Annotated in this window: 13 protein-coding genes and 2 pseudogenes; 5 read left to right on the forward strand and 10 right to left on the reverse strand. The window is 33.0% G+C overall.

The genetic code is table 11. The annotated features are described in order from the left end of the window. Positions 1–16: 16 nt before the first annotated feature. The 7 genes and pseudogenes from AC2CGR_RS09050 to AC2CGR_RS09080 form a co-directional block, all read right to left on the reverse strand. Complete coding sequence (locus AC2CGR_RS09050; protein ID WP_087963941.1) at positions 17–394, reverse strand: hypothetical protein; 378 nt, start codon at positions 392–394, stop codon at positions 17–19. Beyond that, a pseudogene (locus tag AC2CGR_RS09055) lies at positions 391–1168 on the reverse strand (serine hydrolase). Before AC2CGR_RS09055 ends, AC2CGR_RS09050 begins: the two are co-directional and overlap by 4 nt. Positions 1169–1330: 162 nt before the next feature. Further along, positions 1331–1843, reverse strand: a complete 513-nt coding sequence (locus AC2CGR_RS09060) for a GNAT family N-acetyltransferase (RefSeq protein ID WP_484480758.1) — start codon at positions 1841–1843, stop codon at positions 1331–1333. Positions 1844–1877: 34 nt separating this feature from the next. Then, positions 1878–2888 carry an HAAS signaling domain-containing protein gene (locus tag AC2CGR_RS09065; protein ID WP_270185085.1) on the reverse strand — a complete coding sequence of 337 codons (1011 nt, stop codon included), beginning with the start codon at positions 2886–2888 and terminating at the stop codon, positions 1878–1880. Beyond that, positions 2875–3222, reverse strand: a complete 348-nt coding sequence (locus tag AC2CGR_RS09070; protein ID WP_087953458.1) for a PadR family transcriptional regulator — start codon at positions 3220–3222, stop codon at positions 2875–2877. Before AC2CGR_RS09070 ends, AC2CGR_RS09065 begins: the two co-directional genes overlap by 14 nt. A 181-nt stretch (positions 3223–3403) precedes the next feature. Further along, the gene (locus AC2CGR_RS09075) at positions 3404–3724 is read right to left on the reverse strand and encodes a DUF952 domain-containing protein (RefSeq protein WP_270185084.1); all 321 of its coding nucleotides are present in this window, start codon (positions 3722–3724) and stop codon (positions 3404–3406) included. Between the two features lie 71 nt (positions 3725–3795). Continuing rightward, positions 3796–5865: a HelD family protein gene (locus tag AC2CGR_RS09080; RefSeq protein WP_484480759.1), complete on the reverse strand. Its 2070-nt coding sequence runs from the start codon at positions 5863–5865 to the stop codon at positions 3796–3798. A gap of 365 nt (positions 5866–6230) precedes the next feature. On the opposite strand from AC2CGR_RS09080, the gene AC2CGR_RS09085 reads away from it, so the two are divergent. Beyond that, positions 6231–7097: a CPBP family glutamic-type intramembrane protease gene (locus tag AC2CGR_RS09085; RefSeq protein WP_087963938.1), complete on the forward strand. Its 867-nt coding sequence runs from the start codon at positions 6231–6233 to the stop codon at positions 7095–7097. A 21-nt stretch (positions 7098–7118) separates the two neighbouring features. Here the strand turns inward: AC2CGR_RS09085 and AC2CGR_RS09090 are convergent, their stop codons facing one another. From AC2CGR_RS09090 to recQ, 3 genes and pseudogenes are all read right to left on the reverse strand, one after another. Beyond that, positions 7119–7862, reverse strand: coding sequence for a class I SAM-dependent methyltransferase (locus tag AC2CGR_RS09090; protein WP_087963937.1), 744 nt, complete (start codon positions 7860–7862; stop codon positions 7119–7121). Positions 7863–8040: 178 nt separating this feature from the next. Continuing rightward, complete coding sequence (locus AC2CGR_RS09095; protein ID WP_087963936.1) at positions 8041–8424, reverse strand: gamma-glutamylcyclotransferase family protein; 384 nt, start codon at positions 8422–8424, stop codon at positions 8041–8043. Between the two features lie 25 nt (positions 8425–8449). Further along, positions 8450–10567, reverse strand: a pseudogene (gene recQ, locus AC2CGR_RS09100) (DNA helicase RecQ). Positions 10568–11624: 1057 nt separating this feature from the next. On the opposite strand from recQ, the gene AC2CGR_RS09105 reads away from it, so the two are divergent. The 4 genes from AC2CGR_RS09105 (at position 11625) to AC2CGR_RS09120 (ending at position 14611) form a co-directional block, all read left to right on the forward strand. Then, positions 11625–12248, forward strand: a complete 624-nt coding sequence (locus AC2CGR_RS09105) for an acetylglutamate kinase (protein WP_484480760.1) — start codon at positions 11625–11627, stop codon at positions 12246–12248. A gap of 129 nt (positions 12249–12377) precedes the next feature. Further along, positions 12378–12734, forward strand: coding sequence for a hypothetical protein (locus tag AC2CGR_RS09110; RefSeq protein ID WP_033691758.1), 357 nt, complete (start codon positions 12378–12380; stop codon positions 12732–12734). A 140-nt stretch (positions 12735–12874) separates the two neighbouring features. After that, on the forward strand, positions 12875–13327 hold the full coding sequence (locus AC2CGR_RS09115; RefSeq protein WP_000877590.1) for a hypothetical protein: 453 nt from the start codon (positions 12875–12877) through the stop codon (positions 13325–13327). 453 nt (positions 13328–13780) lie between these two features. Continuing rightward, on the forward strand, positions 13781–14611 hold the full coding sequence (locus AC2CGR_RS09120; protein ID WP_087963931.1) for a DUF4352 domain-containing protein: 831 nt from the start codon (positions 13781–13783) through the stop codon (positions 14609–14611). Positions 14612–14654 lie beyond the last annotated feature (43 nt).

Consider the following 14654-nt stretch of genomic DNA (forward strand, 5'->3'; position numbering starts at 1 on the left):
CTTTCAACTTAGTAAGTTACCTTTCATTTTTACTTTTCCTCTTTAAAATACTAATAAATACGAATCCACCATATGTAACAAAGCATGAAAAACTAATTATCCCTGGTACAGAGACATAGCCTATTCTTATATAACTTATAACTGCAAAAGAAGCAATAGATAGTAAAATAGATGGCCAAAATAGAAGTGCTGTTTTACTTCGTCTCATTTTTGTTGCACTTTCTTTCTCTTTAGAAATACGTGTACCCAAAAGTAATACAATACAAATAAGGATCGCTGCAAAGTAAATTGTATATAACGAAAAAGTATGATCGTAAATCGCGATTCCAACTTCCAAAGCGATGATTGTTACTATTAATATAATGATTGTTGATGTCTTTAAGTTTCTTTTCAATTACTCACTCCTAGCATAACTTTGACTATATTCTTTGTATATGTACTTCAAAGCTACCGCAAAAGCTTCATCTACCTCTTTATTTTCACGTCGATTAGGTAAATCTTTTCCTCCAATAACATAAAGAAACGGGAATTCGTTAAATATTCCTATTATACCAATATTTATAGTAGCTGAAGATAGTCCACCTGTCATATGAGCTAAGTGATATGAATGTATTCCTTCATATTCACCTTGCTGCCTTACCATGCCGCTAATAATTGGTTCCCATAATTCTGCTTCTGATTTATAACCTTGAAAAATATGTACTAAAAGTGAAAGAACTTCATTTAATTCTCCAACATTTTTCTCATCTCTAGCGTCCTTTCGTATTTGAATTTTTGAAAAGTACGTTTGGGCATACGTTTTCACAGCATCCCATCCACCACAGTACATTACAACTGATTGTGCAACGTAACTATCATGACATGCTATCATTACTTCTACTGCTTTACTAAGTGTTAAAGTTCTTCTTCCTTGTAAATGTGGATATAACTGCGCACTATCTTCATTGGGATTAAATTTAACATGCTGAAGTATATCATTCCAATTACATTTATTTTCCTTCACCATTTGCGCAACTACAAATCCGATTACTACTTTTGTTGCCGATGCTAACGGAATATTTAATTCACTATTATATGAAGCAACTATACGGTTGCTTTTTGTAGAATAAATAGCTATCCCAACATGATTAGATTGTATCTCTTTCATTTTTCGAATGACAGTTTCCATTTTCATTCCTCATTTCATATCGTTTTATCACCTTCAATAATTCAATATAGAATGTAAAAACCCTTTTTAGCAGATTAAATCGGTTATTACATTAAGAAAAAGATAGCATGAAATTTCTCCATGCTACCTTTCTAAAATAAATACTAGGCAAAATACAATTATCTATTCTTCCGTGGGCGCTTTAGGACCGCTAAGCTCCAATTGATAAAAAACTAAATCTAGCCATTTATTAAACTTATAACCTGCTTTTTTAATCGTCCCAGCATGAACAAATCCATAGTTTTCATGTAAAGAAATACTTTTCTCATTTTCTGCATCAATTCCAGCAATTAAAGTCCTATATTCTCTTTCTTTTGCAATTGTAATCAATGCTCTCATCAAAGAAGTTCCAATCCCACTTTTTCTATATTTCTTATCAACATACACGGAATGCTCAATTGAATATTTGTAGGCAGGCCAAGCTCTAAACGGACCGAATGTCGCAAATCCTACTACTTTATTATCTAGTTCGTATACAAAAATCGGATAACCATCAGCTTTTTTCTGTTCATACCAATCTATTCTATTTTCAAGGGTTACAGATTTATATGCATATACAGCCGTTGTATTCAGTATCGCATCATTATAAATATCTAAAATGTATATTACATCTTTTTCCGTTGCTTCCCTTATCATCGTTTTCTTCCTTTCATATACGTTCTCTTTTTAACTACCAATTTGTTACACGAATACTAGCTTTTCGAAAGCCATCATAAATGTTTAATACAGCAGATAAAACGTAAATGAGAATACCCCCACCAATTAGCCACTTTTTAAGTTCTTCTGGAGAAATAGTGAACACATTTGCCACAAACGTAATAAATCCATCGGTAAATATGTGGGGATTTACTACAATTATAATGAATACTATCGTTCCAGCTATTTGGAGAATAGTATTCCCGATTGCTAATCTTTTCGTCCATTGTCCCTGTACTAACTTATAAAGAGATATAGCTATTTCCAAAACAATTATCATCACAACGATTGGCCAATACTGAAGTAACACATCTTGATTAAACGTTGGTGCGACAAACTTCAATCCACTTCCCGTACCACTGTATACGCCAACGAGATGATTCGCATAAAAATAAAGTGTCCCCCATATTGCCGTCCACATTAACCCTCCAAAAACTTCAAACTTGGAGATTGCTTTTTTCTTCGGAATATGCGAAATGTTTTTCAAATCATCTGGCGTCCACTTTTTTAAACTTGTCGTCAACGGCTCGGTATCTTTGTTTTTATCCGTTCTTTCTAAAATAGCAAATACGAGTGTTAACCAGAAAAATACATGGAGGGCTACTTCAAAAATTTCTCCAATGCCTTTACCTATTACTTGTAAAATAACATTTAATACTGCTTGATCACCAGTATAACTTAAAAAATTTTCTGCAACCATTGCAATGAGGGCGATAACGGCTGCAATTGGAATGATCATTTTTAATAATGTCGTATATACATCAAAATAGCGCGGTCCAATTAAATGCATCGGTCTATCCAAATATCCATTAGCTAATGAAACCGGACTCCCCAATTTTTCAAGAACTCTTTTTTCATCATCTTCATTATAATCATCAGGCAACATATCCTCAATTGTTGACCGTAGCTCAAGAATAATATCTTCACGATTTTTTTCAGGTAATCTCTTCGCTACTTCCTCGACATAAATATTAATCAAATTCATTCTTGTCCTCCTCCTTTAATAAGTTATAAAGTTCTTTCGAATCCTTTATCCATTCCTTTCTCAACTGCTGGAATATCTCTAATCCGTATTCAGTTAAAACATAATACTTACGAGGTCTGCTCTCTGTTTTATCCCAACTACTCGTCACTAGCTCTTGCTTTTCTAACCGGCGAAGTAGTGGATATAAAGTACTTTGATCGATTACGATTCCTGATTTCTCTAATAATTGGACAAGTGAATATCCATACTGTGGCGTTCTTAATTGGCTTAAAACTGCTAATGTTAATGTACCTCTTCTTAGCTCAGTAATTAATGAATTTAATAAAGTATCCATTCACTCACCTCATTTTCATTACTATATGTCATACAGTATGTGTTTTATACTATGTATCGTACAGTATTAGTGTGATAAAAACAACAATTATTTACCAAAAAACGGATAATAAAAAGCACAAACTATATGATTTGTGCTTTTCTAGCTAAATTATTAGTTTATACCATTCTTATCTTTGTACCTATGGTAAGGTAAACTCTCCGTTTTCTTTAGGTAATGTAACAACATCTACAATCGCATCAACATTAATTACTCCATATACGTGCGGATATTCTTGACCGTTAGAAGCAGATTCATATTTTGTTTCTGCTTTTAACAGAGTTGGATCAATTGTTAGTAATAAAACATCTTCTTCATGAACGAAATGTTTTTGAGCAACGTTTAAAGCTTGTTCTAAAGATGAACAGTGTATAAACCCCTCTTCTTTTAGTGAAACTTCATTAATCTCTCCATTTATCTTTGCGATTTCCCAATTTCTCTTTGTTATTACTTTTGTAATCATTATCATTTCTCCTATTTCTTTATAAAAACAAGAGGCTCTTCTATTCATTATTAGAAAAGCCTCTTGAATTTTTATTTCTTAATTAACGGAGATGCTTCACCACTATGGAAAATCCATAAATAATGAAGTGATCTCGTACATCCGACATATAGTAACTTTGCATCGTGTTTTGTATTTTTGTAATGTTCTTCATCAACATCAATTAGTAGAACAGCGTCAAATTCTAGCCCTTTCGCCAAGTATACAGGTACTACTGAAATACCACCTTCATATTTACTTTGATCTGCTTCAATGACGTTTACAGCTACTCCTGCCTTTGTTAATTTCTCATATATATCGCGACATTCATCGTCTGTTCTTCCTATTACCGCAATTGTTTTCACATCATCATTTTGTAAATGTTTTAACGTCTTCATAATCTCATTAAATTGATCTTCTGCTTGAATTACTTTGACCTCTTCACCACTACGAAAAACTGGTGTCGCAAGCCCTACTGGAATCTCGGCATTTTTAATTATTTCGTTCGCAAATTCAATAATTTCTTTTGTAGAACGATAGCTTCTCGTCAGTTCATAATAGCCTGTTTCTTGGAATACTTCCTTAAAAGCACTCCAATCTTCAATCCCTTGGTAATCATAAATCGCTTGAGATAAATCACCTAATATAGTGAAAGAATTACCTAATGTAATTTCTTTTAATACATAAACTTGGAATGGTGAGAAATCTTGCGCTTCATCAATAACGACGTGATGAAACTTTTGTCCAATTTCAATCCCTGTGATGCGGTGATGTATGTATATTAAAGCGGGTAAATCTTCTACATACACTTCTTTTTTACGACAACTCTTTTCAGTTTCTTTCACAAGTTCTTCAGGTAATACTTCGAGTATTTCTTTACTTTTCAATATTGAACTATATATTGAAAGTGAGCTCATTTTCGGCCAAAACTTCATATAACTGTTCAATCTCTTTGTCGCTTCTTTTTTTAATAATTTCTTCTCGTTTGTTTCTCCATACTTTTTCAGTTCAATTTCAATCCAGCGTTTCATACGGCCAACTAAACGTTCTCTTCTTTTCTTTAATGGATAATGTTTATACTCAACTTGCATCCATTTTTTTATATCTTCCAATGGAATAACAGCGTTATCCCATGCCTCAAAATTACTTGTTGGTACTAGTTCTTTTTCGAATTGAACCATTTGCTCTTCAATAAAGGACTTAAATTCTAGCGTACCTTTCAATTTACCAAGCATAACCTTTCTTTCATCACGATTAATAGAAAAGGCTTCTTTCAATTTTTCATCTGTTTGCTTCAGTTTCACCGAATCATCTAACGTACGTAATGCCCAGTCCGGAAATGTTGTTTGACTAATATTCCCGACACCTAATTCAGGAAGCACACTCGAAATATAGTCTAAAAACAGACTATTCGAAGCGAATACAATCATTCGCTCAGCTTCTAATTGCTCACGATATTCATAAATTAAAAAAGCAAGGCGGTGTAAAGCGATCGTTGTCTTTCCGCTCCCTGCAACCCCTTGAATTAATAATGGCAAGTTTCTTTCCGCACGAATAATATCATTTTGCTCCGATTGAATCGTCGAAACAATATCCTTTAGTTTATTATCTTTATTCTCACCTAATCGATATAGAAGAAAATCATCGGCATGCGAGACATCTTCATTTCCTTTTACATATGTATCAACAACACGTTCTAATTCTCTTTTTCGAATAGAGATATTTCGCTTTAAATAAACATCACCTTCTACTAATCCATCCGGTGATTGGTAAAACGCTAATTCTTCACCGCCGGTAAATGAATAAAACATACTTGCGACAGGTGCCCGCCAATCAATTACAATTGGTTTCATCGTATCTTTATGTGAAACACCTACTTTACCGATATAAATCGGCATAACGTCTTCCTTTCCATCCTCCTGAAAATCTAATCTTCCAAAGTACGGCTCTTGTACACCGATACGTAAGTTTTGCCTATTAGATTCTCTCATACTTTCAAGAATTTGTTCTTTAAAATCATCTCCATAATAAACTGGAATTTTTTCAAGCTGTTCTAATTGATCATCCATCGTACGTAATGTATCTTTCATTTTTTGTAACTCTTCTTCAAAAATGTTGTTCATTTGATGATTCCCTCCTGTCCGTTCTAATTTTTCAGTCGAAATATAATTGTATTAAAAATCCAATTATAAAGTCAAGGACTTAATTTGTTTTTTCTGAAAAAACTTACTTTTCACCTTTCTAATATTGAAATTCAAATGATATTTTTACATGATAAGAATATATAACATCTAGATCATACAACTACACATATAATAAAGTGATTTATACAAAAGCTGCTATTTTCTATTGATTAAAAGGACTTTATACTATCTAACTAAGTTCCCCTTACATACTCTCCAACTTCTTTTCTAATAATCTATTACTTCATTTATAAAATAACCAAGGTCACAAAAGTCAAAAATAAGAGTAAAGGAGTCTATTTAAAATGACTGCTACCAAAAGAAACCCCCTTAAGTTACATTTACTTATTTTTGTGTTCATTGTATTGGCAAGTGGCTGGGTTGGGGTAATTCTAGATTCTTTTCTAACAGATCAGCCTGAAGGAAACTCTTTAGGCATGGGATTATGGCTCATATTACCCTTTCTCGTAAGTATTTTACTTAGAATTATCAGCCGAGATTGGAATGACTTTGGTTTAAAACTAAATTTGAACGGAAACTTTAAATGGTATTTCGTTGCCCTCCTAATTTATCCATTCGTTACAGTAATAACGATAAGCTTAGCACTTATTTTTGGGGTAGCTAACATAACTAGTTTTGAGATGTCCTCGTTATTTTCACTCATACTCATGTCTACTATAGGTAACTTTATTAAAAATATTTTTGAAGAGTTTTCTTGGCGCGGTTATTTAACTCCAAAACTGATTGAACTAAAGTTAAACGATTGGTTTATTTATATTATTTCTGGTTTAGTTTGGGCTCTTTGGCATGCCGCTTATTATTTAGTTTTTTTACCAAATGAATATTTCGAATCTATTTCAAGGTTACATATGCTTTTATCAGGCTGTATACTTATGGTTTCTTGGTCTATTATGTATGTTGAAATATATAGACTTACAAAGTCAGTATGGCCATGCGTTATTATGCATGCAATTGAAGATGCCGTTCCTACTGTTTTAGTTACAATAACAGGGATTATTACACTTACCAACGGCAGTAATTTTTGGTTAAACCCTATTAGCGGAGTCGTTGCTACTATTGTATTTCTTGGAATTGGGATTGTACTAAGAACCATAAGAATAAAAAACGAACGGAAATTAAACACGAAAGACAATCAATTATTCACAATATAAAAGCAAAAAAAGAGTAAGGAGTTAATCCCTACTCTTTTTTACTTTTATTCGATATGATAAACATTCATTTAAAGACGCTTGCTCTTTATACTTTCTCTCTTCAAAGTCATATGCTCCTCCTGGGAAAATCCCAACTATACTGAAACGAGCCTCTGCGCATAAGTTACTAATCTCATCTATCGTATAGCAACGTAAAGATTGTGTCACGATGTCATTTGAAGAATCCGTTTCCCACCAGTGATCCAGCATCCTAGCATTTTCACTATCATATTCATATTTTCGCATTGCAGAATAAATCGGCATTTCTTGTCCATTTGCTTTTTCCCAATATAATGGTTGATAAATATCAATAAGTGCACATCCATCATCTTTCAACCAATTATTGATGCGTTTTAATAAAAATAATTGTTCTTCATCTGTTCCTACACCAAATCCGTCTAAATAAGTAACAACGTCAAACTTTTCTTCAAAGTTAATTTTATAAAAATCAGCGCAATGAACCTCAATGTCATTAGTAGAATGTTCTTTCGCAAACATAGCTAACTCTGGTACAAGCTCAACAGTAGTCATTTTTACATTCAAATTAGACATAGCTCTTGCAAATCCACCATTTCCTGCTCCTAGTTCTAACATCGTTTGAAATGGATATCCCACTTGCTCTTGAATTTCTTCAGCAACTTCCTGTAACCAATTTTCATTATTTATATCATGGCTTAGTAATTCAAATTGTTTTTTATAAAATTCTTTTACATTTAATTCGTTCATTATTATTCTCCTCCTGTACGTTATTTTTCTACTACAGGTGGGAAACTAAATTCCTGACACCCATGAAAAATCATCCTTTCTTTTCTATATTTACAATTTATCAAAATAATAAGAATTTTAAAAGTATAAATAAAAAAATAGATAATGGATGAATCCACTATCTACTCTTTAGTTACTCTTATTTTACTTTTTGGTACTCCACCCAATCTCCAGAATCAATCACTTTCAATATCATCTTTTTATCTTGAGCGATATATACATACGCCTCTATTTCCCTATCAGTAGCATATACTGTTTGCGTGATTCGATCATATAAATCAGTCTCCGCATTACCTGTATATTCTTCTAGTTCATCTAACTTACGCAATATCTCATCATTTACTTCATAAACTTCACCATACACCTTTTCTTCACTCGAATAAGTCATGGCTGGATACCCTTCGTTTGTATCAAATAATTTCCCATACGTCCATGCTTTGTCTGCAATGCATATTGCACCTTGCATATAATGAGCATTCGTTTGCTCTTTTCTTAACGTGCCATACACAAAAACGTAATGCATTAATCCCTATCCCCTTTACATGTCACTACTTTCTAATTTGTAAATAAGCACGAATCATAAAGTAACTCACTTCATTCGGAAGTTGTTCCTTTATAGATTTCAAACCACCATCAGCATTTTGCACAGCAGTTTCAATCAGTTGTTCATATTCTGCAGGAACAAAACTGTTCCAGTCTACTTCCATTCCATCTTCAAAACAACGAATTAAATGATTTTCAATCGTTTGTCTTGATAATCCACGTTCTTTCGCAATTTCATCTAGATCAATGCCTTGTTTATACATTTCATACGTTTCCAAATGAGAATTTGCTGAAGCTTTCCCTGACTTCTTCCGCTCTGACACCACTTCTGTTTTAATAGTTTCAGCATAGTTTGGGTTTTCATCAATAAAGTGCTGAACTGCTTGTAAGAAGTGCGAACCATACTTCACAAGTTTATGTTCACCAATCCCTTTCACAGTTAAAAGTTCAGAGTCACTTTGCGGCATTTTTGCGCACATATCTTTCAACGTTTGGTCAGAGAAAATAACGAATGGCGGTACACCTTCTCCTTGCGCAATTTCTTTTCGTACTTCACGAAGTACTTCAAATAAAGGATGGTCTTGAACAATTTGTCTTGTCTCTACTCGTTCTTTACGTAAAACATTCTCTTTACCTAGTAACACTTCTTTCCCTTTTTCCGTTACTTTTAGTGTCGGGTAAGTACCATGTTCAACTGCAATTAGCTCGTCTGAAATTAAAAACTCAATAAATTCACTCACTTCTTTTACACTACGATTTGATAAAAGTCCGTAAGTTGGTAAAGTATGAAAATTAAATTCAATGACTTTCTTATTTTTAGATCCAGTTAGTACTTGTGCAATCATTTGTTTACCAAATCGTTGGTTCGTCCTAATCATACAAGATAAAACCATTTGTGATTCTCTCGTCACATCGATACTTTCTCGGTCATCGGTGCAATTACCGCAGCGGCCGCAATCTTCTTTCGGTTCTTCTCCAAAGTATTGCAAAATAAATGATTGTAAACATTGTTCTGTATGACAGTAATCAGTCATATTTTGCAATTTTTCAAGTTCATTTGAAAAACGAGACTCTCCGGTCGATTGATCAATCAAAAAGCGCTGTACTTGCACATCTTGAGAAGAATACAGCAATATACATGCACTATCTAATCCGTCACGTCCAGCACGTCCAGCTTCTTGATAATAACTTTCCATATTTTTTGGCAGTTGATAATGAATAACATAACGAATATTCGATTTATCAATCCCCATCCCAAACGCAGATGTAGCTACCATTACACTCACTTCATCACGTAAAAAGAGTTCTTGCTGCTCATTTCGATCGTTATCACTCATACCGGCATGCTATTTTGAAACAGAAACTCCCGCTTTCATTAAATCCTCATACAACTGATCAACTACTTTTCTAGTAGCTGCATATATAATCCCAGATTCTTTTTGATTTTGACGAATATAATCCGATAAATATGCATTACGATCTTGTCCTTTAATAACAGAAAATGATAAGTTCTCACGCTCAAACGTTGTCATAATCGTATTTTCTTGATTAATTCCAAGCGTATTGCAAATATCATCACGAACTTGTGGTGTTGCCGTAGCAGTTAATGCTAATACGAGCGGCTTTTCTGGAAGATAATCTAATATGCGATGTATATGTAAATAACTCGGACGGAAATCATGTCCCCACTGCGAAATACAGTGCGCCTCATCAATGGCAATCATCGGGATCTTCATATCGATAAGTTGGTCAACAAACTCCATTGAATCCAGTCGCTCAGGCGCTACATAAAGTAACTTATAATGGCCTTGTTTCGCTAATTGAATTCGTTGATTCGCTTCTGCATTCGAAATAGAACTATTAATATAGGTAGCTGAAATACCGTTTTGTACTAATGTATCTACTTGGTCTTTCATAAGTGATATTAAAGGCGATATAACTAACGTTGTTCCTTCAAATACTAATGCGGGAATTTGATAACAAATTGACTTACCACCACCTGTAGGCATAATACAGACAGTATCTTTCCCATCTAATACATTTTTAATTGTTTCATCTTGTCCTCTTCGGAATGACGAATAACCGAAATAAGACGCTAAAAGTTCTTGTGCTTTTGTAAACAAAAAAGAGTCACCTGCTTTTCTTTATCTTTCATCTACTCCTATTATATCATCTCTTATGCATCATGAAAGTGATGAATACATGACTATCAGCCTGCTTTTTCATTATTTTATGCTTCTTTACGTTTTTGAGAATGATTAGTAATTATAACGAATTTCAAAATAAATACACATTTTATTAATTCTCCTTGCATACTACTAATCTTATACATATGAATTCAGGAGGTTACTATATGAAGCACCGTAATATGAGTTCCATCAAACAGAAAACCATATCGAACCAACTCCAATTCTCACATAATGAAGCGTGGAAATATGAATCATACTATAAGTACCAACCATTATTTTCTTATAGAAAGCTTTTTCATTTTCTTTCTCAACTTTTTAAACGTTAATACACGTGCGAAATAGATCATTCAAAATAATTTTCTCAATATAAACCTTATAGACTTACTGCAATACAGTTGGTATTATATGAAATATTCTGTTGGATAAACCCCTTAAGTTGACCTGCTTATATAAGCGGGTCTTTTTTAATTTATATATTTCATAACACTTTTAGATGTAATTATAAATCTTATCACCATTTTATAACCATAATCCACTCACTACAAATGGTGATAATTACAAAAGGTAAAATATAAATACTTAACATTTAAATATCTAATTCTTTTTTCTCAATACACAAAATCAAATTCACTTGTTACTATAAAGGTACTCCAGATGAGTTTTTGCTCATCGACATTATCTAGTTAATGGGATCTGCCGCGGGAAGCAGATCCCTTTGACTTTATTAAAGACTCACTTTCAATTGGACACATTTACCAGGTTTTTTTAATAGAATTTTATGATAATATTACGTAGTCGAGTCCGACATCTCGGCAATACCCTTTTGAGGCTCTGCGACTTCCCTTGCAGAGCCTCTTTTACTTTATATTCGTTTCATCTATATATACCATAATGAAAACACTCGGATTTTAAAAATAAACGAGGACACGTAACTAAATATAAATTCCCATCATACTTTGAGTTATACATGTTCAAAGGAGTGTTACCGTTTATGTATTCTTATTGGCAATCGTATTACTCCCCCTATCATAATCCTTATGTACACTTTGATATATCTGTACGTAATTACCGAATTAGTAAAAACGAGAATTTTTTAAAAGGTTATATGCGTTCCTTATGGGAACAACATGTCGCTTGGACGAGATTAGCTATTATAAGTATTGTTTTCAATTTACCAGACATAAACGTTACAGTTGGACGGCTTCTTCAAAATGCAACACATATGGGACTATCGCTCGAACCATTCTATGGTGAGGATGCTGTAAAAAAATATAGTGCACTCATTAAAGAACACTTAGTAATTGCAGCGGATCTTGTTAAAGCCGCAAAAGCTGGTGATCAAAATGCGGCTACCGCTATAGAGAAAAAATGGTACGCTAACGGTGATGAAATTGTTGCGTTTCTTACTAGCATCAACCCATATATAGATAAAGAAGAATTTAGAAAAATGTTTTATGAACATTTAGCACTAACTAAGGCAGAAGCACTGGCGTTCCTAAATAAAGATTATGAAGCAGGCGTAAAACTGTACGATAAAATTGAAAAAGAAGCTTTAGAAATGTCCGACTTGATAACAAACGCAATCGTAAAGCAATTCCCGCAAGTATTCCAATAACAATAAGCCGATTTGAAAAATCAAATCGGCTTATTGAGCTTTCTATCAATGATATTTCACCCCCGCTCTTTACATTTAGCTTATATCGATATATTTTATTAATATCCGTTTTTTATAGGAGGAAATAGTTTGATTAACGCCATTGGTCTCGTATTTATACTTACAAATAAACACGAGAAAAAGAAGAAAGTTTATCTAAATGAAAAATTCGCATTAATAGACATTATTGATTCTAAGGAAGTAATTGATAATGACGGAAACTCACTAGTAGAACTAACATGTAAATACAGTATATATTTAGATGAAAAATACTACTGTAAATCTCTTGACGATTATACTGGACAAGTGTTCCCATTCTTAAGCGCTAAAATAGGAAAAGGACTTCTTAGAAACTTAAATTATTACTTTTCTTACGTTGATGTATATGATAAAAAACCACCGGTTAAAGAAATTAGGCCACTTATGAAACAAGTAACGAACAGATAGTGAAGAAAAACACTAAAAAAGAAAGCATCTAACTTCGGATGCTTTCTTTTTTGGAATCCAGAACTAGTTACCTATCATCCTCTTCTAAATATATGTATCCAAGCATACTTTAAATTAAAAACATTGGAGGATTAAACGGAATGAAATACTCAGAAACGATAGTTAGTAAACGCCTTCGAACACTTAAAATATGTAGTATGTTTATCATGCTAGTTTTAATCGCATGGGTTGGTTATACAAAATTACTTTATGAAAACGGATTTCTTCAAGAAAAGAAAAATTCAGTTGAAGTAATGAATACTAGTATTACAGGAGAAATCGAACAAAATTTCCAAGTAAACTTACAAGGTTATCGTAAAACAGACCTTGATACGATTATAGATGCAAGTAGGACAGATCCGAGCGAACTATCCTTAATTGAGATTATCAATACATCTTGTTCACGAGATTGCATAGGTGAACCATTGACATATGTGAACGCAAACAATGGATATATTTTTTATAAGGAGTCTACTGGAACTCATGTAGCTATAAAGATTAAAAAACAGGATAAATGGAAAATTGTAAAAAAATCTGTTGAAGATGGAATATAACCTTATAAAATGAAAGAGTACTTAACGTACTCTTTTTATTATTAATACCCTTCACGTTTACAATGGCATTTCGGTTTCTCTTTACAATGACATTTTTCACAATCACATTTCGGTTTCTCCTTGCAGCAACACTCTTCACAATCGCACTGCGGTTTCTCTTTGCAACGACATTCGTGACACTCCCTACATCTACATCTTCCAAACATTAAATCGTCCCAAAATGAACGTCTGCAATTACAATGATTCCCCATGAATATGCATCCTCCTAAATAGAATTCATCATATTCTATGTTTAAACGTATAAAAATGCTTGTTTGCTAGTCTAGTTTTGACTCTTTAGTATAGTAAATCTTACTAAAAATAACTTTTTTTAAAAGTTTTTGTAAAATAATTACTTGTAATCTGTTATACTATAAACCGAAAATATATTTTATATGTGTAGGAGGATAAATTTTGAAGAAAATTCTATTATCTGTTCTTTGTGGAGCTATTATTTTAGGGGGAGCATGCTCTAAAGATACAGACTCTAAAGATTCAACATCAAAGAAAACTACTAAGGAGACACGTGAATCGACACAGGTATTATCAAAAGAAGAATTTGAAAAGATGCACTCTAATCCTAAAGAGTATAAAGGAAAAAAGGTTGATTTCTATGCGCAAATCTTTGTCGAGCCTGAACGTGATAAAGATGGTACATATCTTCAAGCTTGGGCTGATAAAGAGCACAGCAAAAACACTATTATTGCTTTTAAAGACCCTAAATTAGATGTAAAACGCGAAGATTACATTCATGTAAAGGGAACAATAAAAGACGTCTTTGAAGGTGAAAATGCATTTGGTGGAAAAGTAAAAGGCCCCACTATTGTTGCAACAAGTATCGAAAAAACAGATTATGCAACAGCTTTTGATCCAGCAAAAAAAACAATTGAAGTAAATCAAGAGCAAGACCATAATGGTTATAAAATGATTGTTAAAAAAATTGAAATTGCTGATAAAGAAACACGAGTTTATTTTACAGCCAAAAATGATGCAACTGCAGCATTTAATTTCTATGATTTTAACTCTAAATTAATTGTAGGTGGTCAACAATTAGAATACCAAGATAATTATGAAGCAAAATACCCTAAAATTCCACAAGGTATGATGCCTGGTGTAACTAGTGATGCTGTTTTAACATTCCCTAAACTCCCAATTGAGCAAGGTGAATTGCAACTAATACTAGAAGGCTCAAGTGAAAATTACGATATAAAACCTGAACCATTTAATTACCAAATTAAGTTTTAAATAATAAAATCGACTCTTTTTTAGAGTCGATTTTATTTCATAT

The organism is Bacillus sp. LSHTCR4 (genome assembly GCF_057197025.1).